Annotated in this window: 24 protein-coding genes; 17 read left to right on the top strand and 7 right to left on the bottom strand. The window is 61.8% G+C overall.

The annotated features are described in order from the left end of the window. The first annotated feature begins 3 nt into the window (after window positions 1-3). The 3 genes from ACZ1JM_RS01690 (at window position 4) to ACZ1JM_RS01680 (ending at window position 3,721) form a co-directional block, all read left to right on the top strand. Window positions 4-432, top strand: a complete 429-nt coding sequence (locus ACZ1JM_RS01690) for a GlcG/HbpS family heme-binding protein (protein WP_465132371.1) — start codon at window positions 4-6, stop codon at window positions 430-432. Window positions 433-668: 236 nt separating this feature from the next. Next, window positions 669-1,328 carry a TetR/AcrR family transcriptional regulator gene (locus ACZ1JM_RS01685; protein WP_465132370.1) on the top strand — a complete coding sequence of 220 codons (660 nt, stop codon included), beginning with the start codon at window positions 669-671 and terminating at the stop codon, window positions 1,326-1,328. Further along, window positions 1,325-3,721, top strand: coding sequence for an arylsulfatase (locus ACZ1JM_RS01680; protein ID WP_465132369.1), 2,397 nt, complete (start codon window positions 1,325-1,327; stop codon window positions 3,719-3,721). Before ACZ1JM_RS01685 ends, ACZ1JM_RS01680 begins: the two co-directional genes overlap by 4 nt. A 146-nt stretch (window positions 3,722-3,867) precedes the next feature. On the opposite strand, the gene ACZ1JM_RS01675 is transcribed toward ACZ1JM_RS01680, so the two are convergent. Both ACZ1JM_RS01675 and ACZ1JM_RS01670 read right to left on the bottom strand, forming a co-directional pair. Continuing rightward, window positions 3,868-5,595 carry an FAD-binding protein gene (locus ACZ1JM_RS01675; protein WP_465132368.1) on the bottom strand — a complete coding sequence of 576 codons (1,728 nt, stop codon included), beginning with the start codon at window positions 5,593-5,595 and terminating at the stop codon, window positions 3,868-3,870. A gap of 64 nt (window positions 5,596-5,659) precedes the next feature. Beyond that, entirely contained in the window at window positions 5,660-6,484 is an 825-nt protein-coding gene (locus tag ACZ1JM_RS01670) for a TetR/AcrR family transcriptional regulator (protein WP_465132367.1), read from the bottom strand. On the opposite strand from ACZ1JM_RS01670, the gene ACZ1JM_RS01665 reads away from it, so the two are divergent. From ACZ1JM_RS01665 to ACZ1JM_RS01650, 4 genes are read left to right on the top strand one after another with little or no spacing between them, the layout of a single operon-like run. Further along, on the top strand, window positions 6,471-6,638 hold the full coding sequence (locus tag ACZ1JM_RS01665) for a hypothetical protein (RefSeq protein WP_465132366.1): 168 nt from the start codon (window positions 6,471-6,473) through the stop codon (window positions 6,636-6,638). The genes ACZ1JM_RS01670 and ACZ1JM_RS01665 overlap by 14 nt on opposite strands. A gap of 18 nt (window positions 6,639-6,656) precedes the next feature. After that, window positions 6,657-7,562, top strand: a complete 906-nt coding sequence (locus ACZ1JM_RS01660; RefSeq protein ID WP_465132365.1) for an enoyl-CoA hydratase-related protein — start codon at window positions 6,657-6,659, stop codon at window positions 7,560-7,562. Between the two features lie 55 nt (window positions 7,563-7,617). Continuing rightward, window positions 7,618-8,445: an SDR family NAD(P)-dependent oxidoreductase gene (locus ACZ1JM_RS01655; RefSeq protein WP_465132364.1), complete on the top strand. Its 828-nt coding sequence runs from the start codon at window positions 7,618-7,620 to the stop codon at window positions 8,443-8,445. Between the two features lie 29 nt (window positions 8,446-8,474). After that, a complete protein-coding gene (locus ACZ1JM_RS01650; RefSeq protein ID WP_465132363.1) occupies window positions 8,475-9,305 on the top strand; it encodes an SDR family NAD(P)-dependent oxidoreductase in 831 nt (276 codons plus the stop codon). A gap of 7 nt (window positions 9,306-9,312) precedes the next feature. Here the strand turns inward: ACZ1JM_RS01650 and ACZ1JM_RS01645 are convergent, their stop codons facing one another. Together ACZ1JM_RS01645 and ACZ1JM_RS01640 are read right to left on the bottom strand one after the other, a co-directional pair. After that, entirely contained in the window at window positions 9,313-10,512 is a 1,200-nt protein-coding gene (locus tag ACZ1JM_RS01645; protein ID WP_465132362.1) for a class I adenylate-forming enzyme family protein, read from the bottom strand. Next, entirely contained in the window at window positions 10,513-10,785 is a 273-nt protein-coding gene (locus ACZ1JM_RS01640) for a hypothetical protein (protein WP_465132361.1), read from the bottom strand. 259 nt (window positions 10,786-11,044) lie between these two features. Here ACZ1JM_RS01640 and ACZ1JM_RS01635 point away from each other — a divergent pair, with 259 nt between their 5' ends. Both ACZ1JM_RS01635 and ACZ1JM_RS01630 read left to right on the top strand, forming a co-directional pair. Next, window positions 11,045-11,500, top strand: coding sequence for a VOC family protein (locus tag ACZ1JM_RS01635; RefSeq protein WP_465132360.1), 456 nt, complete (start codon window positions 11,045-11,047; stop codon window positions 11,498-11,500). Between the two features lie 23 nt (window positions 11,501-11,523). Continuing rightward, window positions 11,524-12,789, top strand: coding sequence for a metal-dependent hydrolase family protein (locus tag ACZ1JM_RS01630; RefSeq protein WP_465132359.1), 1,266 nt, complete (start codon window positions 11,524-11,526; stop codon window positions 12,787-12,789). Between the two features lie 117 nt (window positions 12,790-12,906). Here ACZ1JM_RS01630 and ACZ1JM_RS01625 read toward each other — a convergent pair whose 3' ends face one another. The 3 genes from ACZ1JM_RS01625 to cysD form a co-directional block, all read right to left on the bottom strand. Beyond that, window positions 12,907-13,671 (bottom strand): 3'(2'),5'-bisphosphate nucleotidase CysQ, encoded by a 765-nt coding sequence (locus ACZ1JM_RS01625; RefSeq protein ID WP_465132553.1) that lies wholly within the window; start codon window positions 13,669-13,671, stop codon window positions 12,907-12,909. Between the two features lie 11 nt (window positions 13,672-13,682). Further along, a complete protein-coding gene (cysN, locus tag ACZ1JM_RS01620) occupies window positions 13,683-15,596 on the bottom strand; it encodes a sulfate adenylyltransferase subunit CysN (RefSeq protein WP_465132358.1) in 1,914 nt (637 codons plus the stop codon). A 145-nt stretch (window positions 15,597-15,741) separates the two neighbouring features. Further along, window positions 15,742-16,653, bottom strand: coding sequence for a sulfate adenylyltransferase subunit CysD (cysD, locus tag ACZ1JM_RS01615; protein ID WP_465132357.1), 912 nt, complete (start codon window positions 16,651-16,653; stop codon window positions 15,742-15,744). A gap of 84 nt (window positions 16,654-16,737) precedes the next feature. On the opposite strand from cysD, the gene ACZ1JM_RS01610 reads away from it, so the two are divergent. The 8 genes from ACZ1JM_RS01610 to ACZ1JM_RS01575 all read left to right on the top strand — a co-directional run bounded on the left by ACZ1JM_RS01610 (window position 16,738) and on the right by ACZ1JM_RS01575 (window position 25,647). Beyond that, window positions 16,738-17,838: a helix-turn-helix transcriptional regulator gene (locus ACZ1JM_RS01610; protein WP_465132356.1), complete on the top strand. Its 1,101-nt coding sequence runs from the start codon at window positions 16,738-16,740 to the stop codon at window positions 17,836-17,838. A 432-nt stretch (window positions 17,839-18,270) separates the two neighbouring features. Beyond that, a complete protein-coding gene (locus tag ACZ1JM_RS01605) occupies window positions 18,271-18,453 on the top strand; it encodes a hypothetical protein (RefSeq protein ID WP_465132355.1) in 183 nt (60 codons plus the stop codon). Between the two features lie 134 nt (window positions 18,454-18,587). Continuing rightward, window positions 18,588-19,223 carry a TetR/AcrR family transcriptional regulator gene (locus tag ACZ1JM_RS01600; RefSeq protein ID WP_465132354.1) on the top strand — a complete coding sequence of 212 codons (636 nt, stop codon included), beginning with the start codon at window positions 18,588-18,590 and terminating at the stop codon, window positions 19,221-19,223. 413 nt (window positions 19,224-19,636) lie between these two features. Next, window positions 19,637-20,677, top strand: a complete 1,041-nt coding sequence (locus ACZ1JM_RS01595) for an SDR family NAD(P)-dependent oxidoreductase (protein ID WP_465132353.1) — start codon at window positions 19,637-19,639, stop codon at window positions 20,675-20,677. Window positions 20,678-20,695: 18 nt separating this feature from the next. Further along, window positions 20,696-21,952 (top strand): cytochrome P450, encoded by a 1,257-nt coding sequence (locus tag ACZ1JM_RS01590; protein WP_465132352.1) that lies wholly within the window; start codon window positions 20,696-20,698, stop codon window positions 21,950-21,952. Window positions 21,953-21,980: 28 nt separating this feature from the next. Next, window positions 21,981-23,441, top strand: coding sequence for an aldehyde dehydrogenase family protein (locus ACZ1JM_RS01585; RefSeq protein WP_465132351.1), 1,461 nt, complete (start codon window positions 21,981-21,983; stop codon window positions 23,439-23,441). 102 nt (window positions 23,442-23,543) lie between these two features. Beyond that, entirely contained in the window at window positions 23,544-24,719 is a 1,176-nt protein-coding gene (locus tag ACZ1JM_RS01580; RefSeq protein ID WP_465132350.1) for a DUF1214 domain-containing protein, read from the top strand. A 28-nt stretch (window positions 24,720-24,747) separates the two neighbouring features. Further along, window positions 24,748-25,647, top strand: a complete 900-nt coding sequence (locus tag ACZ1JM_RS01575) for an alpha/beta fold hydrolase (RefSeq protein ID WP_465132349.1) — start codon at window positions 24,748-24,750, stop codon at window positions 25,645-25,647. The last annotated feature ends 4 nt before the right edge of the window (window positions 25,648-25,651 follow it).

Raw genomic sequence — 25,651 nt, 5'->3', positions numbered from 1 at the left:
ACCATGGGTGCCATCAGCCTCGATCAGGCCAACACGATAATCGCCGCCGCCTTCTCCAAGGGCAAGGAAATGGGCCTGAAGCCGCTCACCATCGCCGTGCTATGCCCGGGCGGGCATCTGATCGCGTCCCAGCGCGCGGATGGTGCTTCCACGCTGCGCCCGCAGATTGCGACCGGCAAGGCCTCGGGCGCGCTGGCGCTGGGCGTAAATTCGCGCACGATCGGCGACATGGCGGCCGATCGCCCGACCTTCATCGCTTCGCTCGGCCCGATCTCGCAGGGCGGCATCATCCCAGCGGCGGGCGGCGTGATCGTCAAGGACGCCTCGGGCGCAATCGTTGGTGCCGTGGGCATCACTGGCGACACGTCCGACAATGACGAGACGTGCGCACTGGCCGGAATCGTTTCTGCGGGGCTGACGGCGCAGGCCTGATCCTTCGTCCGGCGCGCCTCTTGGCACGCCATCACATATCGAATGGCCGGCAGCGATGCCGGCCATTTCCGTTTCCGTGCCATTGGAATGCTTGTCTTGGCCGCAGCTTCAGGTCTAATACGATTGTATTAAGAGGGTTCAGTTGAGGCTTACCTATGTCATCTTGTTCTGGACCCAAGGAGTTGACATGCCTTCATCGCGCCGATCCTGTGAGCATTCCGGTACACCCTACAAGCATGGACGCACGCGGCCAAGGAACCCGGCTCGCGCTGATCCATGCGGCCGAAATGCTGTTCGCCGATCACGGCATCGACGGAGTAGGCGTGCGGCAGATCGCGCGCGCGGCTGGCAGTGCCAACAGTAATGTTGTTGCCTATCATTTCGGCGGCAAGGCGGAACTGGCCGCCGCCGTCATCCTGCACCGACTGCCGCCGATCGAGGAACGGCGCGCCGCGCTTCTCGCGGCCAAGGGGGACGCGCCGCTGTCGATGGCGGTACTGCTCGACATCCTCTACCGGCCATTGCTGGAACAGACTGATATTCATGGCCACCGCAGCTATGCGCGGTTTCTCGCCGGGCTAGGCCGGTCCGGCGGCATGGCCGTTCGTGTGGCGCTGGGCGCACGCTTTCCCATTACGCAGCAGCTGCTCGACCAGCTGCGCGACACGATGCCGGCGGACGCACGGCCAGCATTCGCGCCGCGCCTCGGGGCGGTCGCTGCAATGATCCACGGCACCATCGCGATGATGGATGGTGGCGCAGCGGACGAAATGCCAATGCCTGGTTATGCCGATATGCTCCGCATGGCCGCCGCCGCTCTGTGCGCGCCGATGACCGACGACAATTGGGGGCGTAGCACAGAAGGCGACCACATGACCGTAAGGACAGGCCTATGACCAGACGTCGCGCACTGCTGACGACCAGCCTCCTAGCCCTGACGCTGCCATGGCTTCCCGCCCACGCGCAGGATAGAGGCGCGGGCGTCGCGCGCACCGTTCTGCCCCTGCCGCAGCCAGCGCGCGTCACCGTGACGGACCCTGACACGGCGAAGACCCTACCCGTCTATCCGCGCCTGCCCACTGCGCCCGCCGGTGCGCCCAATATCATCCTGATCCTGACCGACGATACCGGGTTCGGCGCGGCATCGACTTTCGGCGGGCCGATCCCAACACCCAATCTGGACCGGCTGGCAGCGCGCGGCCTGCTGTACAACCGCTTTCACACCACCGCCATGTGTTCGCCCACGCGCGCAGCGCTGCTGACCGGGCGCAATCATCATGCGGTCGCGACCGGCGCGCTGACGGATTTCGCGACCGGTTATGATGGCTATACCGGGATCATTCCCCGCGACAGCGCGACGATCGCGAAGGTGCTGAAGGGAAATGGATATAATACGGCGTTCATAGGCAAGCATCATAACGTCCCCGTCGGCCAGAGTTCCGCCGCCGGTCCCTATGACCAATGGCCGCTGGGGCTGGGTTTCGAACATTTCTTCGGCTTTCTGGGCGCGGCGACTGACCAGTGGCGGCCTAACCTCTACAACGACAATTCGCCTGTTCCCGACGCGCCGATCGGCGATGTGCTGGACAAGCGATTGACCGACGAAGCGATCGGGTGGATACACGCGCAGAAGGCAGCAGCACCGGATAAGCCCTTCTTCCTTTATTTTGCGCCCGGATCGGTCCACACCCCGCTGCAGGCTCCCGCTGACTGGATCGCCCGCTTCCGAGGCAAGTTTGCGCAGGGTTATGACAAGGTACGGGAAGAGACACTCGCGCGCCAGAAGCGGCTGGGCCTGGTCCCCGCCGGTACCCGCCTGCCCGAATGGCCGGCCGCGGTGCCACGCTGGGCAACGCTCAATGCTGATCAACAACGTATCCAGCAAGCCTATATCGAAGCATTCGCGGCCATGCTTGCTTATCAGGACGCGCAGCTAGGCCGAATGCTCGACGAACTCGATCGCATGGGCGTGAGCGATAATACGTTGATCGCTTTTGTCGAAGGCGACAATGGCGCCGATGCCGCCGGGTCGTCCGAAGGAAAGCTGAGCGAGTCGGGCGAAATCGCCAACCGCCACACCACCGATGTGGAGAAACTGGCCGCGCTGCCGACGTTTGGCGGGCCAGATTCGGCGATCCTTTACAGCACGGGCTGGGCGATCGCGATGGACGCCCCTTTCCCGCAATATAAGCAGGTCGCGTCGCATCTAGGCGGCGTGCGCAACGGTATGGTGCTGTCGTGGCCAGCAGGAATCAAGGCTCGGGGCCTGCGCGGTCAATATGCGCATGTCATCGATATCGCGCCCACTCTCCTGTCTGCCGCCGGTGTGCCACAGCCCGCGACGGTCGATGGCGTGCCGCAGCGGCCGATGGATGGAATCGCGTTGTCGTACAGCTTTGCCGACGCCAAGGCGCCTTCGCACCGTCGCACCCAGTATTATGAGATGCTCGGCAACCGGGCCATCTACCATGATGGCTGGCTGGCCGCGACGACCCCGCTCAAAAAGCCATGGGACATGGTGACGGGCCGCGATGCTGCGGACAATCTGACGCTGAACTATCCATGGGAACTCTATGATTTGAGCAAGGATTTCAGCCAGAGCCGAAACCTGGCTGCCAGCAATCCGGTAAAGCTGGCGGAGATGAAGGCGCTGTTCGACCAAGAGGCGAAACGCAACAGCGTCTATCCGCTCGACGATCGCACCGCCTTTACTCGCATGAACGCCTTCAGTGGGGCGATGGTCCGCCCGCGCGATCATTACGTCTATTACGGCAAGGGGATTATGCTGAGTCATGATGTGTGGCCAGCCATCTTCAATCGCGGCTTCACCATCGATGCCGACATTCGCATCGCTGCGGGGCAGGGCGATGGCGTGATCGCAGCAGTGGGCAGCGCCATGGGTGGATGGAGTTTCTTCCTGAAGGATGGTGTGCCGCATGTCGCCCATGCCTTTGCACCCGTTCCCGCCGACCAGACCGATGTGGCCGGGAGACAGGCAGTGCCGGTCGGCAAGCCGGTACGTCTACGCTACGCCTTTGACTACGGCGGCGGTGGCGCGGGCAAGGGGGGTGACATCATCATCTCCATCGACGGCAAGGAAGTCGCCCGCCAACATCTCGACCGGTCGATCCGGGGCCATGCCAATACCAACGAAACGTTCGACATCGGGCTGGACAGTAGCGTGCCGGTAAGCCCGCTTCTGCCGGGCAACGGCAGCTTTGCCGGCGCGATCGACAAGGTGGAGGTGAAGCTCGGGCCAGTGACCAAGGCGGGCTTACCCGACAATTGAGTACGTTGTCTCTGGGTCGAGAATGCGCAGTGGCTGGCGCCGCCGTCTTGCCACCCCATGGAATGGCTAAAGGCGGTTAAGCAAGGCAATTCGAACGTCGAGGTGTGAATCTGCTGGCGGCTATGATGCCGCCCGCAACCCTCTGCTTACGCCGCCCTGCGGTTGTGCGCTTTTTCGGCCGCGTCCTTCGCGGCGATATAGCCAAAGGCGAAGGAAGGCGAGATGCTCGCCCCCGCGCCCGGATAAGTGCGGCCCATCACTGAGGAGGTGCAGTTGCCGGTGGCGTATAGCCCGTCGATGATTGATCCGTCCTGCCGCAGGACGCGCGCGTGCTCGTCCGTCACCACGCCGCCGAAGGTGCCGACGTCACCTGGATAGATGCGCACGGCATAAAAGGGCGCGCGCGCGATCGGGCCCAGGCACGGATTGGGCTTGATCGTCGGATCGCCGCGAAAGCGATCATATTGCCGCTCACCCTTGTGGAACTCCTCATCCACACCGGTCTGCGCATAATGGTTGAACCGCTTGACCTGCGCACTCAGTCCCGCAGGGTCGATCCCCGCCTGGCTGGCCAGATCCTCGATCGTATCGGCCTTGATCAGGAAACCGTCCGCCAGCCATCGCTTCACCGGCTTCATACCGGGGAGCATGGGGCCGTAAGGGTAACGTTCCATATGATTTTGGTCAAAGATTGCGTAACCGGGCGTTGCACCAGATTCGTACATCCGCTCGCCCAGTTCCATGTAGGAAGCGCATTCGTTGACGAAACGGTTGCCGCCCTTGTCGACCCACATGATGTTCGGCGTCGCAATGTCGGCATTGTGCATGAACGGATAGACCCCGCCATCCTTGCCGGTCGCGCCCGCTGGTGCCGAACCGTCAGGGTTGAGCGACGTCGGAACCCATACCGCCAGATCCATATTCTCGGTCTCTGCGCCCAGCCGCATCATCTCCTCAAGCATCTCGCCGGTTTCGCCGGGATTGGCATTAGTCCATGACGCGCTGATCGGATGGCGCTGATATTTCTGGCGCATGGAGTCATTGCGGGCAAAGCCGCCGGCGTTGATCAGGACGCCGTAGCGCGAGCGCACAGTGACGCGGTTGCCTTGATGCTGGCCCTCGACCGCCACAACCCGTCCGTCCTCCTCCACCAGCCGGTCGGTTGCGAAGCCGGTAAAGATGGGGATACCGCGCTTGAGGGTCATTTCCAGCATACGCGCCTGAATGGCGCCGCCGCTGGCCACCACGTCGCGTCCCAGCAGTTTGTCGCGCATCAGCGCCAGCCCAAGCCGGGCGGCGATGCCTTTTGCCTTCCACGTCCGCTTGAGCATCAGCATCTGGATCATGGTGAAGGAACCGAAGGGAATGCCGGTGAACGGTGCGTAGAGCGACAGCTTCTTGCGCCACGGTCCCAACTTCTTCGAGTCGTACGGTTCAGCCATCAGCGACCGACCGCGCGAATGCCCGCCGTCGCGTTCGTCATAATAGTCGGCCCAGCCGTCGGGATATTCAAACTTCATACCCTCCGCTTCCAGGAAGCGGATCATCTCGGGCGCTTGCTTGATGAAGGCTTCGCGCCGCTGTGGCGTCGTGCCCTTGCCGACGAATTTCACGACGGCGTCGAAATAGCGGTTGGCCTGTTCCTCCGAATCCTGTGCGCCGTGGCTCTTCATCACATGGTTGTTGGGCACCCACCAGACGCCGCCGGAAAAGCCGGTCGACCCACCGATCTCGTTGCGCTTTTCAAGGATCACGGGTTTTAGCCCGGCATTAAGCGCCATGATGGCGGCGCACATGGAGCCGCCGCCACTGCCGACGATGACGAAGTCATATTCGGGTTCGAGCACAAAGGATTCAGGCGTAGGTAAGGTCAAAGGGATTCTCCTGGCACTGCCTGGTCGTATGGAGGATCAGGAAGCGATCAAATTCAAACGGATGTCATTGGGGAACAGCAAGCGGAGCACGTGGAGCTACGCCCCGCAGAAAATGATCTGCAGAATGCCATACCAGATTATCGAAATCGGCTACCGGCCCTTCCAGATAAAATTGCGTTATATTGCGCAGTACGCCGATCATCATCAGACGCGCCATGCGGGGTGACAAAGCGACGTCCATTTTGCCATCAGCCTGCGCATCGGCGAACAGCTCTTCGAATATGAAACGCATTTCGCGCGCTACTGCATTGATACGGGCAGTGGCCTCCGTCGTCAGATAGCGCCTCTCGTTCATGAACACCGAAACATAGTCACAGTTTTGGACGATATGCTTGTGATGGTCGGCAAAAAACCGGTGAACGCGCGCCTCGAATCCGACCTCTTCCTCGCAAGCCAGACGCAGCCATGCCAGCGGATATTCTATACCCACGCGACACACCATCTCCAGCGCCTCATCCTTGGAGCTGAAATAGGTGTAAAGGCTTGCCACCTTTATTCCGCGCAGTTCGGCGATCGCCCGCATGCCCGCGCCATGATAGCCAAAGCGAGAAAAAACATGGGCTGCCGCATCGATCGCTTGCATGCGCCGCAGGTTGCCGCCGAAACGCAGAGCCTCGGACACAACGACGGTCTCCGATTGCGGGCTCTCCTTCGTCATCTGGGCACCCATGTTTCGATCCTTCCGTTTCTTACCGAGATGCAAGCAGGCTACGACGCGTTCTTGCACAGAAAGAATCTGCGCGGAACAAAGTGAATCACGCCCGCTGATCGGACCGATGGCAATAGCCCCACATATTAGGGACGGGAAGGGCGCGATGGCGAACTCCAATACTGACAATTACGACCATAATATCGGCCGTGAAGACACCGTCACGCATGACGCGGCGCGATACAGCCCTACCATCTTCGTAAAGAAAGATGGGAAGGAAGACATTGCGAAGAACCCGGCAAGCGTCAGGCCCGAACCCACCAACATATCGTAATGTGAGGAGACGGTGCTGATGGACTATGAATTTATCGAGACCGAGCTGGACGCCGGGCTGCTGACCATCCGCCTTAACCGGCCCGACAAGCGCAACATGATGACCTTCCGCATGGGCGACGAGATCCGCCATGCGCTGGCACGGGCGGACGCGGACGACGCGGTACGAGTAGTGCTGCTGACGGGTAGCGGCGACTATTTCTGTAGCGGGGTGGAGATAAGCGGGTCCGAGGGCATGGACCCCAACTCCACCGAATATGTGCCTTTCCAGGGACGCAGCCGCGATCCCGGTGGCCTCATCACCATGCAGATGTACGAGCATAAGAAGTTCATCATCGTCGCTTATAACGGCCCGGCGATCGGCTTCGGCATCTCGCTCAGCCTCGCCGCCGACCTTCGCATCGCGGTGGAGGGCGCGCGCTTCGCCATTCCTTTCGCGCGCCGTGGCTTCATCCCCGAATCCAACCAATGCTGGTTCCTGCCGCGCATCGTCGGCATTTCCCGCGCGATCGAATGGGCGGCGAGCGGCCGCTTCTTCTCCGTCGAGGAAGCGAAGGAGGCGGGGCTGGTACGCGAGATTACGGCGAAGGATGGGCTGATACCCCGCGCGACTGAGATCGCGCGCGAGATTATCGATAATGCTGCGCCCGTATCGGTGGCGATGATCCGGGCGATGATGTGGCGGTTGATGGAACAGCCGATCGCTGAATCTAACCGGCTGGACACCGCCGCGTTGATGGCGATGGCGCGGACCCCTGACACGCGCGAGGGGTTTGGGTCATTCCTGGAAAAGCGCAAGCCCGACTTTCCGCTCAAACCCTCAACCGACTTGCCCGCCTTTTACCCCTGGTGGAAACCGCGCGAGGAGGAGTGGGGCGAGGCCCCGCTCAGTGTGACGCCGCGTGCTTTCCACCCGCGCGGATGATTGCGCCAGTTTGCCCCCGTCCCCCGTTCGTCCCATCCAATAGCGGAGTAAGATTATGACTCGAGTTCTGGTAACGGGCGGCAGCCGGGGCATCGGCCGCGCCATCTGCCTGCAGATCGCGCAGGACGCACGCAAGAAAGGCGAGCGGGCCAAGATCGTCGTCAGCGCGACCGGCCAGTCCGTTGATCTCGATCGTCTGGTCGAGGAACTGAAGGCAACCGGCGCCGACGCGCTGGGATTGGCCTGCGACCTCAACGATCCGGCGGTGCCCGCGCGGCTGGTCGAACAGGCGGTCGCCTTTTGCGGCGGCTTGGACGCCGTGGTCCACAATGCGGGCGGCGCGATCGGGGGCACGCTGCTCAAGACGAAACTGGCGGATTGGGATACGGTCTTCGCCGTCAACTGCCGCGCTTTCTTCCTGCTGGGTCAGGCTGCTCATCCGGCGCTCCGCCAATCTCAGGGGTCAATGTGCGCGATTGGATCGACTTCCAGCGAACTCGTTGGCATCAACACCAACGCCTATCCCCCGGCCAAGGCGGCGCTCAAGATGCTCGTGCAACAGATGGCCTATGAGTGGGGTCGCTACGGCATCCGCGTGAACTGCGTGTCGCCCGGCATCACCATGTCGCGATCCACCGAAATCGCATTCGCCAACCCTGACGACAAGCTGCGCGCGGGCGCACGCATCCCGCTCAAGCGCGTGGGAGAGGCGGGGGATGTGGCAAGCGTCGTCGCCTTCATCATCGGTCCCGACGCGGCCTATGTAACGGGTGAAAACATCAACGTTGATGGCGGTGTCCGGCATGTGACGATGGAAGGGGTGCTGGACAAGGATTCGGGCGACTGGGTCGGCAGCATGCGGCGATGGGCAAGATGCGGGTAGAGCCGACAAGCACTTGAGAGGAACGCGCTATGGACGTGAAAGACAAGGTCGTCGCCATCACCGGCATCGGGTCAGGTATCGGGCGAGCGATGGCGACCGCCTTTGCCGCGCAGGGTGTCCGCGTCCTGGGGTGCGACATCCAGGCTGACAAGGGCGCCAAGGTCGAGCAGGCGATCCGTGCCGCCGGAGGACAATGCCGCTTCGTACCCGCCGACGTCACACGGGAGGCCGACTGCGAAGCCTTCATCGACGCGGCCGTCGCCGAATATGGGCGGATCGATGTCCTGATCAACAATGCCGGTGGCAGCGGCAAATGGATGCCCAGCGCACAGGTCGACGAGGCCGCGTTCGACGCGGTGATGCGGCTCAATCTCTACGGCCCGCATGTCTGCGCGCGGAGGGCGATTCATCACATGATCCCGGCAGGTGGCGGCGTCGTCCTGTCGCTCGCGTCGATCCAGGGCATCCGCGCGGTGGCGGGATCAATCGCTTATAATGCGGCCAAGGCGGGCCTCATCCAGATGTCCAACACGCTGGCGGTCGAATATCAGCACGACAATATTCGGTCGAACATCATCCTGATCGGCGGCGCACCGACCGGTGGCGCAGCGACGGTCGTAGATGACATATCGCAATGGTTGAACGGCAAGGAAGCGGATTTCGGGCAATATCTGCCCCGGTCGCTGACCGGCACGCCGCTGTCCGATATCGCCGACGCGGCCGTTCTGCTCGCCAGCGATGGCGCGCGGGCGATCACCGGCGCGACTATTGCGATCGACCAGGGCATGAGCGCTGGCGCCCTGCATTCCGATGCGGTTTTCCTGGCATTGTCGGGCGGGTGGAAGCCGCCAACGGGTTAGGAGGTGTTCATTCCAGCAATTTTGCTAGTTCGCGCCGATCGACCTTGAAGGACGGGTTGCGCGGGATGGCATCGATCACGCGGATTTCTGCCGGCACGGCGTAGCCGACGATTCGCTTACGCACGAACGCGGTCAGGCCATCGGCCGTCGCATCCTGGCCCGGATGCAGCACTACTGCCGATACCGGCACCTGCCCCAGTCGGGCGTCCGCGCGGCCCAGCGTCTCTGCCTCCGCCACGGCGGGATGTTGCTCCAGCGCGGTATTGATCGTCGCTGGATCGATTTTGAATCCGCCGCGCGTAATTACGTCGTCGGCACGGCCCTTGATGAAGAGGAAGCCATCCTCGTCGATCACCGCCAGATCGTTAGTCGACAGCCAGTCCGGTCCGATGCGATCGACCTGCGTTTCCAACCGGCCCGGCGATCCAGGCGGTAGCGGGTCGCCGCTGGCCGGATCGACGACGCGGATATGCGCGCCGGGCAGCGCGCGCCCCACCGCGCCCCGTTTTTGACGCCAATGATTTTCATGGTCGGCGCGCGACCAGCAGGCGATCATCCCGCCGAACTCGGTAGCCCCATAGGACGTGTAGACGGGCAAGCCGAACTTGCGTTCAAAGGCTTCCTGCACGTCGGGGTCGAGCGATGCTGATCCCGTCATGCAGTGGGTCGCCCCGCCGAACAGATCGGAAGGCAGGTCTGCATCCAGCATCATCTTGATGCCGGCGGGCGGCATGCCGATGATCTGCTGTGGGTAGCGCCGCACAAGATCGACATAGGTTTCGACCGAGAATTTTTCGAGCAGGCACAGGGTCGCGCCCACTGCGGCCGTTGCCACGCTATTATAAACCCCTGAGATACTGCCGAGCGGAAAAGCGAGCCCTGTGACGAAATGCAGCGGCTTCTCTTTGCCGGCGGGCGAATAGCCCATGCTGGTCATCGATCCGATTGCCGCCGCTTCTATGGTAGAGCGGCTCAGCGCGACATGTTTAGGCGCGCCGGTCGTGCCGCTGGTCAGCATTATGATACCGCCATCGCCCGCCGACCGCGGATAATCGCCGGTCTGCCAAAGGCCGCCCGGCTCCTCCAACCGCGCCGTCTGCGTCGTCACTCCGATCAGCCGCATGCCGGCGTCGCGCGCAAACTCTTCCAGCGCTGCGTCGATATCGGCCTCTTCCGCCACCAGTGCGGCGATCCGCTTTTCCCGCAACTAGGCGATCAGGGCCAGGCGCGGCTGAAAGGCGTGCATCATGATGGTGTCGCGTCCGTCCATGAACAGGCGCACGAACGCCGCCACCATGGCGGGACGGGTGCGGGCGAGGATGCCGATCGCAGCGTCGCTCGGCACGCCATCCAGCGCCGCCAGCATCGCGCCGGTCATCACATCTACCTCTCGCCATGTCATGGTCAGCCCGCCGCCGGCATAGGCCAGCACGTCGGGACGGGAAATCAGCGTATCGGCAAAGGCTGCCGCAATATCCATGTGCCTCTCCTTGAGGTTCCGTGCTCGACCCATGGTCGGCGGTTGTTGCCGGATGGTGCCTTGAGTCGCGCGTTCGAACAACGCTGCTGATGCGCGCCTGGCCGAATGGTGTCGCGACAGGCGCGATGATGGATATGATAATAGGAGACGGTTTTGAATTGCGCTTGTCGGCTTGACGTCGCCTTGCCATCTTCAGCTCCAAGAACACAAAGCGACTTCGCGGCAAACGGCCTCTGGACCCGCGATCGGGAGAGTATGGATGGGCAGGATCAATTTTCTGCATCATGTTGGCACGTCGGTGCCGTCGCTGGATGAAGGGCGGGGCTTCTATGTCGGCTTGCTGGGCTTCAGCGAGTTGGGATCGGGGGAATTTGCGGCGGACGCGGATATCGATCGGATCATGGGTCTGGATGGCGCGTCGGCGAATGTTGCCTTCCTGACCTTCGGCGACTTCAAGATCGAAATGTTCGAATTTGAAACACCCGCTCAGACGCCGGCCATGGACGATCGGCCGGTCCACATGCACGGGTTCACCCACCTGTGTCTGGATGTGCAGGATGTGCTTGGCCTGCACGGACGACTGAAGGCAGCCGGCATGCGGTTTCACAGCGATCCGATCGACAAGGCCGGGGTGCGCACTGTCTATGGCCGCGATCCGTTCAGCAATGTGATAGAACTCCAGGAAATCATTGATGCCGACCCCACACAGGGATGATTAGTGAACTGAAAGGAAGAAAAATGGCGTCTTCACGCATCATGATCCGCGGTGGCCTGGTCTGGAATGGCCGGGATGATGGCCGGACCGTGCGCGACGTTCTGATCGAGGACGGGACAATCGCCGCAGTCGCGCCGACGGGAGGCCTACAGGCTGATGACGCACGCATCATTGATGCGGCGGGCGCGACACTCATGCCTGGGCTGGTCGATGCGCACGGGCATCTGAGCTTCCCGGACGATCCCAGCCCCACAGCGATCGAAGACACGCCGCCCGAGGAGATGATCTTCCTCACCATGCACAATGCGCGGCTGATGATTGACGCGGGTTTCACTGGCGTCGTGGGGGCCGGATCTCCAAAGCTGCGGTCCGAGGTGGTGGTACGCAATGAGATCGACTCCGGGCGCATCCCCGGCCCGCGCCTGATGGCGTCCAGCCCGACCCTGACCGCGACCGGTGGCCTCAACGATACTGGCCAGATGCACCAGCGGCGCGACGTGTCCGGTTTGGTCGTCGATGGACCCGAAGAAGTGCGCAAGGCAGTGCGCCTCTGTTATCGCGAGGGCGTAGACGTCATAAAGCTCAACATTTCGGGCGATGATTTCTTCCCCCGACCGCATGGGCGGGTAACGACCCTGTCCGAGGAAGAGGTGCGCATGGCCTGCGATACTGCCGCCGAACTCAATCTGGTGACGGTGGCCCATGCACGATCCGCCGAGTCAGTGAAGCGCGCGGTCCGCTGCGGCGTGCGCATCATTCATCATGCTGACTTCTGCGATGAGGAAGCACTCGACATGCTGGAGGCGGCGAAGGACCGTGTCTTCGTCAGCCCAACGATCGGCTTTTATCACGGCCTGCTGCACCAGAGTGGCTTTCCCGAGCCGCTGCTGGAAAGGATGATGGTGCGCCAGGCGATGGCATCGAACATCGCTACGCATAGCAGCCTGCGCCAGCGCGGGCTGCGGATGCTGATCGGCGGCGATTATGGCGTGAACTTCATGCCCAACGGTACCAACGCCAACGACGTGGCCCATCTTGTCACTTATCTTGGCTTTTCGCCCCAGGAGGCACTACGGGCCGCGACCTATCATGGCGGGCTGGCGATGGGCATGGATGCGGGCGAAATCGCGCAGGGCAGGGCCGCGGACCTGCTGCTGGTCGATGGCGATCCGACGAGCGACCCTGCCATCGTGGCCGATGCGAGCCGGCTGCGCCTGATCATGAAGGGCGGCGTGCTGCACAAGGCCCCACAGGAGGCCGTGGCGCCAATGGCTATCGCTGCCGAGTGAGCGGCCGCAATATCAGCGCGCGAGGCGCGAAGATCAAGCCGTGTCGACTGACAGACTTTGACGCGGTCACCCGGCGAAGGACCGCTCGCCGGGGACGCTTGGGAACGATAGAGCCTCTCAGGCTGCGTCGGCGGGTTCCAGGCCGGCGATCAGCTTCAGCACCTGATCGGCATGCTCCTTGCGGCAGATCAGGAGATCGGGCAGATAGACGTCCGCCTGATTATAGACGAGCGGGCTGCCGTCGATACGCGAACAGTGCAGGCCATGGGCGGTAGCGACCGCGACGGGCGCCATCGAATCCCATTCATATTGTCCACCGCTATGCAGATAAATGTCTGCCTGGCCCAGGATCACCGCCATCGCTTTCGCGCCCGCGCTGCCCATCGGCACCAATTCGGCACCCAGCGCCTCGGCAACGGCGATCGCTTCCTTGGCGGGACGAGTGCGGCTCACTACCATGCGCAGCATTGCGGGGGCCGGCGGCACCACGACCGGCTGGTCCGATCGTAACACTTTCCCCCCTTCGAAGCCGGGGAGGGCAACAGCGCCCAGCACCGGCTTGCCGTCTACCGCCATGCCGACATGCACGGCCCAGTCGGCCCGTGCCTCGCCATATTCGCGCGTGCCGTCGACCGGATCGACGATCCACACCCGCGACTGGGCGAGACGATCGGCATTGTCCTTCTCCTCCTCCGAGAGTAGGCCATCCTGCGGCCGCACCTCACGCAGGGCATGGCAGAGGAATTGGTTAGCGGTCTGGTCGCCAGCCTTGCCCAGCGCCTTGGCACTGAACAGGCCGGACGAGCGGACCTCGACCAGGATACGTCCGGCGACCTCAGCCAGATGGGCGGCGAGATCGCCGTCGGTCATGGCCTGCTGCATTTCGGAAACGCTCATGGGATCAGCCTCTTGACGATTTCCTCGGCCGCTTCTTCGGCCGTGAGCGAGGTCGTGTCGATGCGGATTTCAGGATCCTCCGGCGCTTCATAGGGGCTGTCGATGCCCGTGAAGTTCTTGAGATCACCCGATCGCGCCTTGGCATAGAGACCCTTGACATCCCTTGCTTCGGCGTCCGTCAACGAAGTGTCGATATGCACTTCGATGAACTCACCCGGCTGCATCATCTGGCGGACCATCTCGCGCTCGGCACGGAACGGCGAGATGAAGGCGGTGATGACGATCAGACCCGCGTCGGTCATGAGCTTGGCCACCTCGCCCACGCGGCGGATATTTTCCACGCGGTCAGCATCAGTGAAGCCCAGATCCTTGTTGAGACCGTGGCGCACATTGTCGCCGTCGAGCAGGAAGGTGTGGCGGTTCATCCGCGCCAGCTTCTTTTCGACAATGTTGGCGATGGTCGATTTGCCCGCGCCCGAAAGCCCGGTGAACCAAAGTACGACCGGTTTCTGGTTCTTCATCGCCGCATGGCTTTCACGGCTGACGTCGGTAGGCTGCCAGTGGACATTCTGCGCCCGGCGAAGGCTGAAATGCAGCATGCCGGCAGCCACCGTGGCGTTGGTGATCTTGTCTATCAGGATGAAGCCGCCCAGCGTCCGGTTGTCGCTATAAGGCTCGAACGTGATCGACTTGTCGGTAGACAGGTTGGCGACCCCGATAGCGTTCAGGTCTAGCGTCTTGGCCGCCAGATGCTCCATCGTATTGACGTTGACCTGATATTTGGGCGCCTGCACCGTCGCGGTCACGGTCTGCGTTCCGAGTTTCAGCCAATAGGGGCGGCCCGGCAGCATTTCTTCATCGGCCATCCACACAATGGTTGATTCGAACTGGTCGGCTGCTTGGGGCGGGTTGATCGCGGTGGCGATCACGTCGCCGCGCGAACAATCGACCTCATCAGCGAAGCAGATCGTGACGGACTGGCCGGCAATCGCCGTCTCCAGATCACCGTCGAGCGTGACAATGCGCGACACCGTCGAGGTCTTTCCCGAGGGCAGGACGCGAATGGTGTCGCCAACGCGAACAGCGCCCGTTGCGATCTGACCCGAGAATCCCCGGAAATCCAGGTTCGGACGATTGACCCACTGCACTGCCATGCGGAATGGCTTTTCCTGGTCAGAAACCTGATCGACCTCCACGGTTTCGAGATGCTCCATCAGCGCCAGCCCCTTATACCAGGGCGTATTCGCGCTGGGGCTGGTGATGTTGTCGCCCTTGAAGCCGGAAATGGGGATCGGGGTGAAGGCGGTTATCCCGATTGATCGGGCGAATTCGGTGTAATCCTTCAGGATCGCGTCATAGACTGCCTGATCATAGTCGACCAAGTCCATCTTGTTGATCGCCAGCACGATATTCTTGATGCCGATCAGATGCGCCAGATAGCTATGGCGGCGCGTCTGCACCAGCACGCCCTTGCGCGCATCGATCAGGATGACGGCCAGGTCGGCAGTCGAGGCGCCCGTCACCATGTTGCGCGTATATTGTTCATGGCCGGGTGTATCCGCGACGATGAACTTGCGTTTTTCGGTGTTGAAGAAGCGATAGGCGACGTCGATGGTGATGCCCTGTTCGCGCTCGGCGGCGAGACCATCGACAAGGAGGGCGAAGTCGATCTCCTGCCCTTGGGTTCCGACCTTCTTGGAATCGGATTGGAGCGCTTCGAGCTGATCTTCAAAGATCATCTTGCTGTCGTAGAGCAGGCGGCCGATCAGCGTCGACTTGCCGTCATCTACTGACCCGCAGGTGATGAAGCGCAGCATCGTCTTGTGCTGATGAGTGTCCAGATAGGCGTCGATATCCTCGGCAATGAGGGCGTCGGTTTTGTAGATAGGTTCTTCAACGGTGTCGGTCATGTCGTCTGTCCCGTCATTCTGTTCCATCACGCAAGAGCAGGTTGGCATCTTGGTGATCTGGGCGGAAGTTCTGCCTGAAGGCGCAAGGTCCCAATCGTTGCTGGGGCCAATGCTTCGTCACCCGCTTCGCGGATGACGGTGCGCATCAGAAATAGCCTTCCTGCTTCTTCTTCTCCATTCCGGCGCCGCCGGCATCCTTGTCGATCGCGCGGCCCTGACGTTCCGATGTCGTAGTCAGCAACGTTTCCTGGATGACCTGCGGTAGAGTCATCGCCTCGCTCTCTACCGCTCCGGTCAGCGGATAGCAGCCCAGCGTGCGGAAGCGGATGGACCGCATCAAGGGCTCCTCGCCCGGCTGCAGCGGGAAGCGTTCGTCATCGACCATCAGCAGCATGCCGTCGCGCTCCACCGTGGGCCGCTTGTCCGCGAAATAGAGCGGGACGATGGGCACGTCGTTAAGGTGAATATACTGCCAGATGTCCAGCTCGGTCCAGTTGGAGATCGGGAAGATGCGAATTGATTCGCCCTTGTTCTTGCGGGCATTGTAGAGATTCCACAGCTCGGGCCGCTGGTTCTTGGGATCCCAGCCGTGCGACGCGGTGCGGAAGGAGAATACGCGTTCTTTCGCGCGGCTCTTTTCCTCGTCACGGCGCGCGCCACCGAAGGCCGCATCGAACCCGTAGAGGTTGAGCGCCTGCTTCAAGCCTTCGGTCTTCCACATGTCCGTGTGCAAAGCGCCATGATCGAACGGGTTGATCCCCCGCTCCCTAGCTTCGGGATTTTGGTAGACGAGCAACTCCATACCGCTGTCACGCGCCATCTTATCGCGCAGCTCGTACATCGCCTTGAATTTCCAAGTTGTGTCGACGTGCAGCAGCGGGAAGGGCGGCGGCGAGGGATAGAAGGCCTTGCGCGCCAGGTGGAGCATCACGGCCGAATCCTTGCCCACGCTGTAGAGCATCACCGGCTTTTCCGCTTCGGCGACGACCTCACGCAGGATGTGGATGCTTTCAGCTTCCAGGCGCTCCAGATGCGTTAGGGTTGCAGTGTCCGTCATATCCTCTCCTTATTCGCTTTGAACCCTGATGCCAAAAAGCGGGGCCTCCTTGACCTCCCATATGGGAGGTCGTAGCGATGATCCATGGCTGGATTTACTTCGACGAACGATGCCGCGCTCATCCTCGCCTTAAACGAAGGCTTTTTTGAGCGCCCGTTGTGGGACGGGTTTCTCAAAAAGCTCCGCGACCAGACCGGGGCGCTGCATGCCAATCTAAGCTTCCGCAACGCAGACAACTCGATCGTCGGAACGCTTTGGGCGGGCACCCCCTTGCCGCCAGAAGCGGCGGCGCTTCTGGAGGAGCGGTTCGACGGCGATCCACTGCCGCACCGGCGCATCCGCGAAGGGCGGGTTTATACATTGCCTGAAATGATTGACCCACACGACCCGTCGCATGCCGCCTTTTACCGCGATATATTGGACCCCATAGGGCTGCGGTATCATCGGATCGTGCGGGTGACGGAGCCGAGCGGCATCGACGCCTGGCTGACGGTCGGGGACGGTCGCGACTTCCGCGCTGCGACCAGTGCCCTGCTCAGTCGTCTGGTTCCGCATCTGCGGCATGCGCTGCGTACGTTCGTCGCGCTGGAAAGGGAACGGATGCGGTCGTCCATCTCGTCCGAGGCGATCGGTCGGCTGAATTTTGGCTGGGTGGCGCTGGATGCGCGGTGTCGTATCATCGATACGACACCCAACATGGACCGAATTTTCGGGCGATCGGCGCTTATGCGGCGCGACCGCTACGGGCGGCTTTCCTTCGCTGCGGCGTCGATTGATCGCGCGGTGGGTGCGATTGTTCGCCGCTTCGCCGATGATCAGGAGGGGCAGGCGCGAGCCTTCAACCTCAGCCAGGATCCGTGGATGGACATATTAGTCGCGCCGGCGAAGGGGCGGCTGATCCTCCCCGAAGCGGCATCTGCCGCCATCGTTTATGTCAGTGGTGACCATTCGTCGCGCCGGGACCGGCGCGACCAATTGGTAGAGCTGTTCGGCCTGCTGCCCAGTGAGGCGCGGCTGGCCTGGGCGATCGCGCAAGGCCATTCCATTGCGGAGGCGGCGGAAGAACTCGGTCTGACGTTGGAAACGGCCCGCAACTATACGAAGAAAATCTATTCCAAGACCGGCGCGCGGGGGCAGGCCGATCTGGTTCGCATCGTCCTGACAGGGGTTCTGGCCATCGTGTGACAGGCTTTCGACAGTCGCTGTGTTGCTGAAGCCAACGATGTACGGCGCGGTGGAACTCCGCAAATGCCGACGATGACACTTTACCAAGCTGCTCCGGTAAAGTGTCACACGTGGAAAAAGCAGTAATGTTCCGGGCAAAGGCCGAAAGGGGATCCACACTGACTCGGCTTTGTGCTTGAAATGTTCCATGTGTCAATTCGATCTTTTTGCCCCAACTCTTTCTCCGGAAACGCTGGGTCTGCCAGGTCTGGTGTAGCGGCTCGCCGGCGTGTCTGCCCGGCCACGCTATACCTTCATGGTACTCAACCTCATTGCCTGGGCTGCTGGAAGGTCAGACAGCGCCGGCCCTTATGTGTGCGAAGGCACGCGTCGTGTGCGGTTGCGTGATTAGCTAAGCTGCGCGCTGATCCCGATGGCGCAGCGCGACGCGCGTTGGTTGATCAAGTGCGCGGTGATCTGGCTGCACAGGGGAAGCTCCCCGATGATGATGATGATGTGGCTGAGATGGCTGTGCGGAACGAGGTGCGTGAGCGGCTGCTCCAGTCGGGCCGGTGCAATGTCAGCCGCGCCGTGTCAGACCTTGTACGTGCAGGGCTGATCCGTCGGCATTATTAGGGCTTACCCGTCGATCATCACAATCGGGCGCTCAACGTGAGGCAGTCTATACGGTACTGCGCGCGGCGCTGGGCGTAAGCGGCTGAACGGGACGTTACAGCTTCCTTTGACGAAGCGACGCGGACGCAGCGAACATGGCGAACGTGCATATTTTCGGGCTTACACGCCAATCGCAATTCTGGGGACAGCCGAACGCCTGTTTTGGGGAGTTTGGCATCGAAGGCGCGTCCATCCGCCAGATCGGACTGGCTGCGAAGGTCGCTAACAAATCGGCGGTCAGTTATCATTTCGGCGATCGCGCGGATCGGGTGAGAGCGCTCTGGGCCTATTGCCTGCCAATACTCCAAACCCGCCGCCAGCAGCTGTTGGCGCAATTGCGGTCAGAGAATATGACGGACAACGGCCATGCGGTAGTACGCACGCTGATCCTGCCGCTTTTCGAAACCGTCGATGCGGAAGGGCGCCACCATTACGCCATCTTCTTCCTTGCCACGATGCGATGGCGCGAATGGCGCCGTCTGCGTGAAGATGGACCGGCTTGCACACCGGCCAGTGCGGACGCAATGACGATGCTTGCCGCAATCGCGTCCAGCATTTCGATCGAGCAGATGCGCTGGCGCCTTCGCTTCGCGGTCAATGCCTTCCTCGACATGGTGGTCGAGCGCGACGCCGACATCGCCGATGGCAGGCCATTAGCAAGTGATGATAGTTTTATGCGGGAAGCCATCGATATGGTCGTGGCGCATTGTCTGCGGCCTTGGCCAAGCTGATGCGGTTGCCCGGCATCTTCCGTCTAGTCCGCTTGTCTCGATCTCGAATTGACTTTAGGAATATGCCTTAAGACAATAGGTGGGAGAGGCGCGCTTGTTGCGAACGGTCCAAAAAGCAAAGGGCTTTCGTGTCGCTGCCGCTGGATCGATTTATCAGTTTGGCTACGTGACTCCGATATTGAAACGGTCATCGTCTGCCTGGGTGAGTGTTTCGGGGTGACCAAATACCCTCGCAAGCGCGCGTGCGATTGGATGCAGTCGGCCCATGCCGGGATCGGCGAGACCATGATTGAAATATTGGAGCTGGGTGGGGTGCGCCCGCACTCTACACGGACTGGTTGCCAGCGGACGGGTCCGCCGCGCGCCTGCATCATCTGGGATATCGGGTTCATCCCGATAATTGGGGTAAACTGTTGGCTACCATCGATCACCTGGGCATCGGCACGGACATGATCGGGACGGGGATGGATGGGCATTTGCGCTACGCCTATGCTGACACCCGCAACGACCTTGGCGTCTATACCGAGTTTGTCGGCCTAAGCGATCCGTGCCTGAAGATGTACGGCGACGTACCGCATCGCCCGCCGTCGGATACGCAACCGACAGGGGCCAAAACAACAGAATATGACTATGGAAGGATAGCCATGCCTATTTCCCAAGATATCATCAACAACCTTTACGCCGTTCCCGGCAAGGTCGCGATCATAACCGGTGCAGGATCGGGCATCGGGGAGGCGACGTCGAAACTATTCGCCCATGCCGGCGCTAGTGTCGTGGTCGCCGATCTGGTCGAGGAACAGGCCCAGCGCGTCGCCAATGAAATCGTCGCGGCCGGTGGTGAAGCGATCGCGGTCAAGGTCGATGTGTCGGAAGAGGAAAAGGTCAAGGCGATGGCCGCCCACGCGGTCGAGGCCTTTGGCGGGATCGACATCCTCGTCAACAACGCCGCATACCGGCCTAAAGCCGATTTCTTCGAAATGAGCGTGTCGGACTGGGACCGGATGCACGCGGTCAATACCCGCGGCACTTTTCTTTGCTCACGCGAAGCGGTGATCATCATGCGCGGGCAGGGCAAAGAGCGCGGAGGTGCGATCATCAATATATCGACCATCGGTACGGCCCTGCCGACGATCGTCAACAACGTGCATTATGATTCTTCGAAGGCAGGCATCAATTCGATCACCAAGAGCATGGCTACGGAATTTGCGGCGGACGGCATTCGCATCAATGCCGTGATGCCCGGCGGTGTCGATACCGGCGGTGCGCGCCGGATGCGCGAGGATCCGAACCAGCATTTCGAGATGCGCGGTCCAATCACCATGCCGGGGCGACTGCTGTTGGGCGTTGCCGCGCCGATCCAACTGGCAAGCGCGATCCTGTTCCTGGCCAGTCCAGCAGCCAGTTATATGACGGGGCACATCATGCCAGTGGATGGCGGTTACCTGGTCGGCTGATCGCGCAAGGAGGCCAAGATGGCGAGCGTCACGAAGATCGAGACCAAGGGCAGCGGCAATTTTGGCAAGGTCGCCAGACCTGCCCATGTCCCGGCGGAACGGGAGGTCGACTATAATTATCTGGCCGATATTCCGATCGGCGAGGATAATTACACCATCCTCAAGCGGCTGCGCGACGCGGAGCACGACATAGTATGGACGCCGCACAATGGGGGCCACTGGATCGTCACGCGTGCGGACGACATCAAATGGGTGCAGGAAAATTTCGCGATCTTCAGCCACGAGGTGTTTTCGATCCCGCGGGGTTCCAGCCGCATCATCATGCCGCCGCTGACCGTCGATCCGCCAAACCATGCCCGTTATCGCGCGATCATAAACCCCCATATCAGCCCCAAGAAGGTGGCGGGGATGACCGACAAGGCGCGCGCCATCGCCGTTGAACTGATCGAGGGTATCAAGACGCGGGGACGCTGCGAATTCACCAAGGAGTTTGCGAGCATCCTGCCAGTCGTGATGTTCCTGGGCATCGTGGACCTGCCTCTCGACCGGCGCGAGGAATTCGTCGGCTGGGGCAAGGCTTATATGACGGCCGTAGACCAGCCGACGCGTGACAGGGCGTTGGCCCCGATCGTGGGCTATCTGAAGGAGGTGCTGGACGAACGCTATCGCAATCCGGGCGACGACCTGATGAGTGCGATCGCCAGGTGGCGCGACAATCCCCGGTACCAAAGTGAAATGGAGGTGCTGGGAATGGCGCTCGTTCTGTTCTTTGGCGGACTGGATACGGTTGCGTCTATGCTGACCTTCACGGCGCGGCATCTCGCCACCCATCCAGAGCATCGTCGCCGGATCATCGAGGACCCAGATGTGGTGCCGCGCGCGGCGGAGGAATATCTGCGTCGCTTCGGCCTGTCGAACACCGGCCGCCTCATCATGTCCGATGTCGAACGCAAGGGCGCGACGATGAAGGCCGACGAGATGATCATGGTTCCGATCGGATGCTCCAGCATAGACGATCGGCTATACGATGGTCCATTCGAGGTTGATTTCGACAGGCCCAATGTCTTCGCCGCCAACGGCCAGCCCGCGCATAACACCTTTGGCAACGGCCCGCACAAATGCGTCGGTGCACCGCTGGCGCGCACCGAACTCAGGATCTTCCTGGAGGAATGGCTAAATCGCATACCAGATTTCAGGCTCGATCCGGACCATGACATACATGTCCACATGAACTCTGTACCGGGCATCGATGCGCTGCACCTGATCATCGAGTGAACAGGCCCGAATGGAACGGAATGATATTATGATAGCAAACGCCGATATTTCGATACTGCCCCAGCGGGCGTTGCTGATCGGCAACCGTCACATCAGCAGCGCCAGTGGCGGCACGCACAGCCACGTCTATGCAGCCACCGGCAAGGTGACCGGTGAAATCCCGCTCGCCGGCGGTGAGGAAATCGACCAGGCTGTCGTCGCTGCGCGCGCGGCGGCGCCGCTATGGGCCAATATGCCCGGCAACGAGCGGCGCGACCTGCTGATCCGCCTTGCCCACCTGATCCGGGCCGAAGCGGATTCGCTCGCGCGCCTGTCGGTGATCGACAACAGCATCCCGATCGCGACGGCGCAGTGGGGCCCGCATGTCGCGGCGGATAATTTCCTCTATTATGCCGGTTGGACCGACAAGATCGGCGGCGAGGTGATCCCGGTATGGCCCGGTCCCGCGTTCGACTATACGCTTGACGAACCTTTCGGCGTGGTTGCCGTCATCATTCCATGGAACGGCCCGGTCTATGCGCTGGGCATGGTGCTGGCCCCGGCGCTGGCGGCGGGCAATTGCGTCATCGTCAAGCCGCCGGAACTCGCTCCCTATGCGGCTATCCGGATCGGTGAACTATGCCTGGAGGCGGGGTTGCCTGCGGGCGTCGTCAACATCGTCCCGGGCGGTCCCGAAGCGGGCAGGGCGCTGACGGGGCATCCGGGCGTTGACAAGATCAGCTTCACCGGCAGCGGGGCGACCGCACAGCATATTCTGGCGACCGCCGCGCCGCGCATGACACCGGTGCAGCTGGAACTCGGCGGCAAGTCGGCGCAGCTGGTCTTTCCCGATGCGGATTTCGACGCGCTGACCCCGCATGCCCTGGGCGGCATGATCAACAACAGCGGGCAGGGTTGTTGCAACCCCAGCCGCCTGCTGGTCCATGCCAGCATCTATGACGAGGTGCTGGAGCGGCTGGCGGCATTTACCGCCGGTGTGACGGTCGGCGATCCATTCGACCCAACCACCGTGCTGGGGCCGGTCGTCGATGAGCGTGCGGTTCACCGCATCGTCGGGATGATCGACCGGGCGCGGGAGGATGGCGCACGCCTGATTGCGGGCGGTGCGCGGATGGGCGGGGCCATGGCGGATGGCTTCTATGTCGCGCCGACATTGTTCGCCGATGTCGCGCACGGGTCCGAATTGTCGCAGAAGGAAGTGTTCGGGCCGGTGCAGGCCGTCCTGAAGTTCGAGACCGAGGAGGAGGCCGTCGCCATGGCGAACGATACCGAATTCGGGCTGGCTGGCTATATCTGGACCCGCGACCTGAAGCGTGCGCACACGCTCGCGCAGCGGATGGTGGCAGGCAATATCTTCGTGAACGGGTTTCGGGGCTTGCCCGTATCCGCACCGTTCGGCGGGGTTGGCCAGAGCGGGCAGGGCCGGCTCGGCGGACAGGCCGGGTTGCGCGAGTTTTTGAGGCCAAAGAATATCTGGATCGGTTTCTAGCAGATCTGGACGACGGTTTTCCGGTACGCCTACGTTACCAGACGCGGCTCGACTGGATTGCGACAGGGGCGATCCCTGCCATCCACTACGAGAACGAGAGAAATGCATATGCTGAGCTGGACTGAATTTGCCGACCTGCTGAAGCCGGCAGAGGCACTGATTAACGAGGCGACTGCGCCGGTCGATGATCAACTGCGCGCAGACCTGTTACGACAATTGGCGATGAACGCGTCGCAGGCCTATTTCCTGATCTTTGGCACCGATCCGGACTATCCCGAATTCGTCCCGTTCGAAAATTCGGTGTTCACGCTCCAGCCCAACCCGGATGCGGTCTATCATTATTCGGCGCTCAATCCGGCTGGGACCTATCGCATCACCGGCCAGCGCGGCACCGCCATCGTCGCCAACCTGACGTTGGGCAACAGGGTGTTCGGCATGGACGATGTGCCGGGCGGAAATTTCGGCGAATTCGACGTCGATAGTTTCAAGATCGACGCCGACGGCCAGTTCAGCGTCATTTTCAGTGCCAAACGCCCCGCCGGTTACGACGGCGATTGGTACGAATTGGCGAATGAGGTTGATTTCATCCTGCTGCGCCAGTTCAGCTATGACTGGGGCGTGGACAAGGATGTGCGGATCGCGGTCGAGCGGCTGGACCCCATGCCGCCACGTCCGCGCATGGCCCCCGAAATCGTCGATGCCAAGCTGCGCCAGCTGGCCGCCTATGTCCTACGGATCACCCGCATCGGTCTTGCCGCCGTACGGCGTCCGCATGAAGGCGGCTTCGTCAACAAGATGCATATCCATACATTCCAGGACATGGGCACCGGCAAGGGCTGGCCGCAGGCATATTTCGAGATGGTTTTCGATCTCGGTGCGGACGAGGCGCTGGTGCTGGAGACCGACCTGCCCGAGCAGCGCCATTATTGGAACGTGCAGGTCATCGATGGCCTGTGGAACCAGGTCGACACCACCTATCGCCAGTCCAGCCTCAACGGGCTGACCGCTGCGATCGACAGCGACGGCAAGTTCCGCGCTGTTCTGTGCGCCACCGATCCGGGGTTCGCCAATTGGCTCGACACTGGCGACCATCTCTATGGCATGCTGATCGGTCGTTGGAACCGCTGCTCTTCGCACCCGATCCCGGAGATCAAACGGATGAAGCTGTCAGAAGTCGCGGCCTATCTGGGCGACAAGTCGCCACGCTCGACCGGGGAGCAGCGCGCTGCACAGATGCGCAAGCGCCTCACCGGTAACCAGATGCGCTGCAAATGGTGACGTCCGGCGGGTAAGGAGGAGGGACGGGATGGTGAACGGAGCAGGTGGGGTGATGGCGCGGTCGGTGGTCGATATCGACGGCCGACGGCTATCTATGCTGCGTGCATCGACGGTCGATCCACGCGGGCTGGTGATCGCCCTGCATGGCGGCGGGCATGATGCGCGCTACTGGCACCATCCCGCCGCGCCCGATGCGTCGCTGCTGACATTGGGGGCCGCGTTGGGTTTCGATGTCGTGGCGGTCGACAGGCCCGGCCATAATGAAAGCCTTTCCGCCTTTCCAGCCGGCCTGTCGCTGGCTGGCCAGATCGACCTTCTTTTCGCGTTGATCGACCGGCTGACTGCGGAGCGGAAGATGCCGGTTTTCCTGATCGGACATTCGCTCGGCGCAACGCTCTCCATGATCGCTGCTGCCGATCCACGCGGGCGCGGCCTGGCGGGGATAGAGGTTGGCGGTACGCCGGTCCGCTTCACGCCTGAACAGGAAGAGGGCATCCGCGCCGGGCTGGCCGCCACGCGTGCGGCGGGTGAGGTGCTGATGCCGGAAATGGGGTCAGACGCGTTGCGCGCCATGTTCTTTGGCCCGGACGGCAGCTTCGATCCTGCGGTGATTGACGATGATCCGATGCCGCATCGCTCTGTCGTGCTGGAAATCACCGAATTACTCGACATTCCGCCGCAGCTTGCCGATATCGCGGCGCGCATCGTTTGCCCGATGCGCTGGACTTTCGCGGAGTTCGAACGCTCATCCGTCGTCACGCCAGAGACGGCGACGCAGGTCGTGCGCTGGCTGACCGCCAGCGTCGATCCACGTCCGTATGTCTGCCCGGACAGCGGGCATAATATGAGCCTGCACCATGTCGGCCGGGCTTATCACTTGGGCGCGCTCGCTTTCTTTGAGGAAATGCGCGCGCGTCATTGCCACTGAAGCT

The sequence above is a fragment of the Novosphingobium sp. BL-S-24 genome (assembly GCF_055521575.1).
The sequence above is the reverse complement of the archived record's forward strand: the minus strand, read 5'-3'. Positions and strand labels throughout refer to the sequence as shown.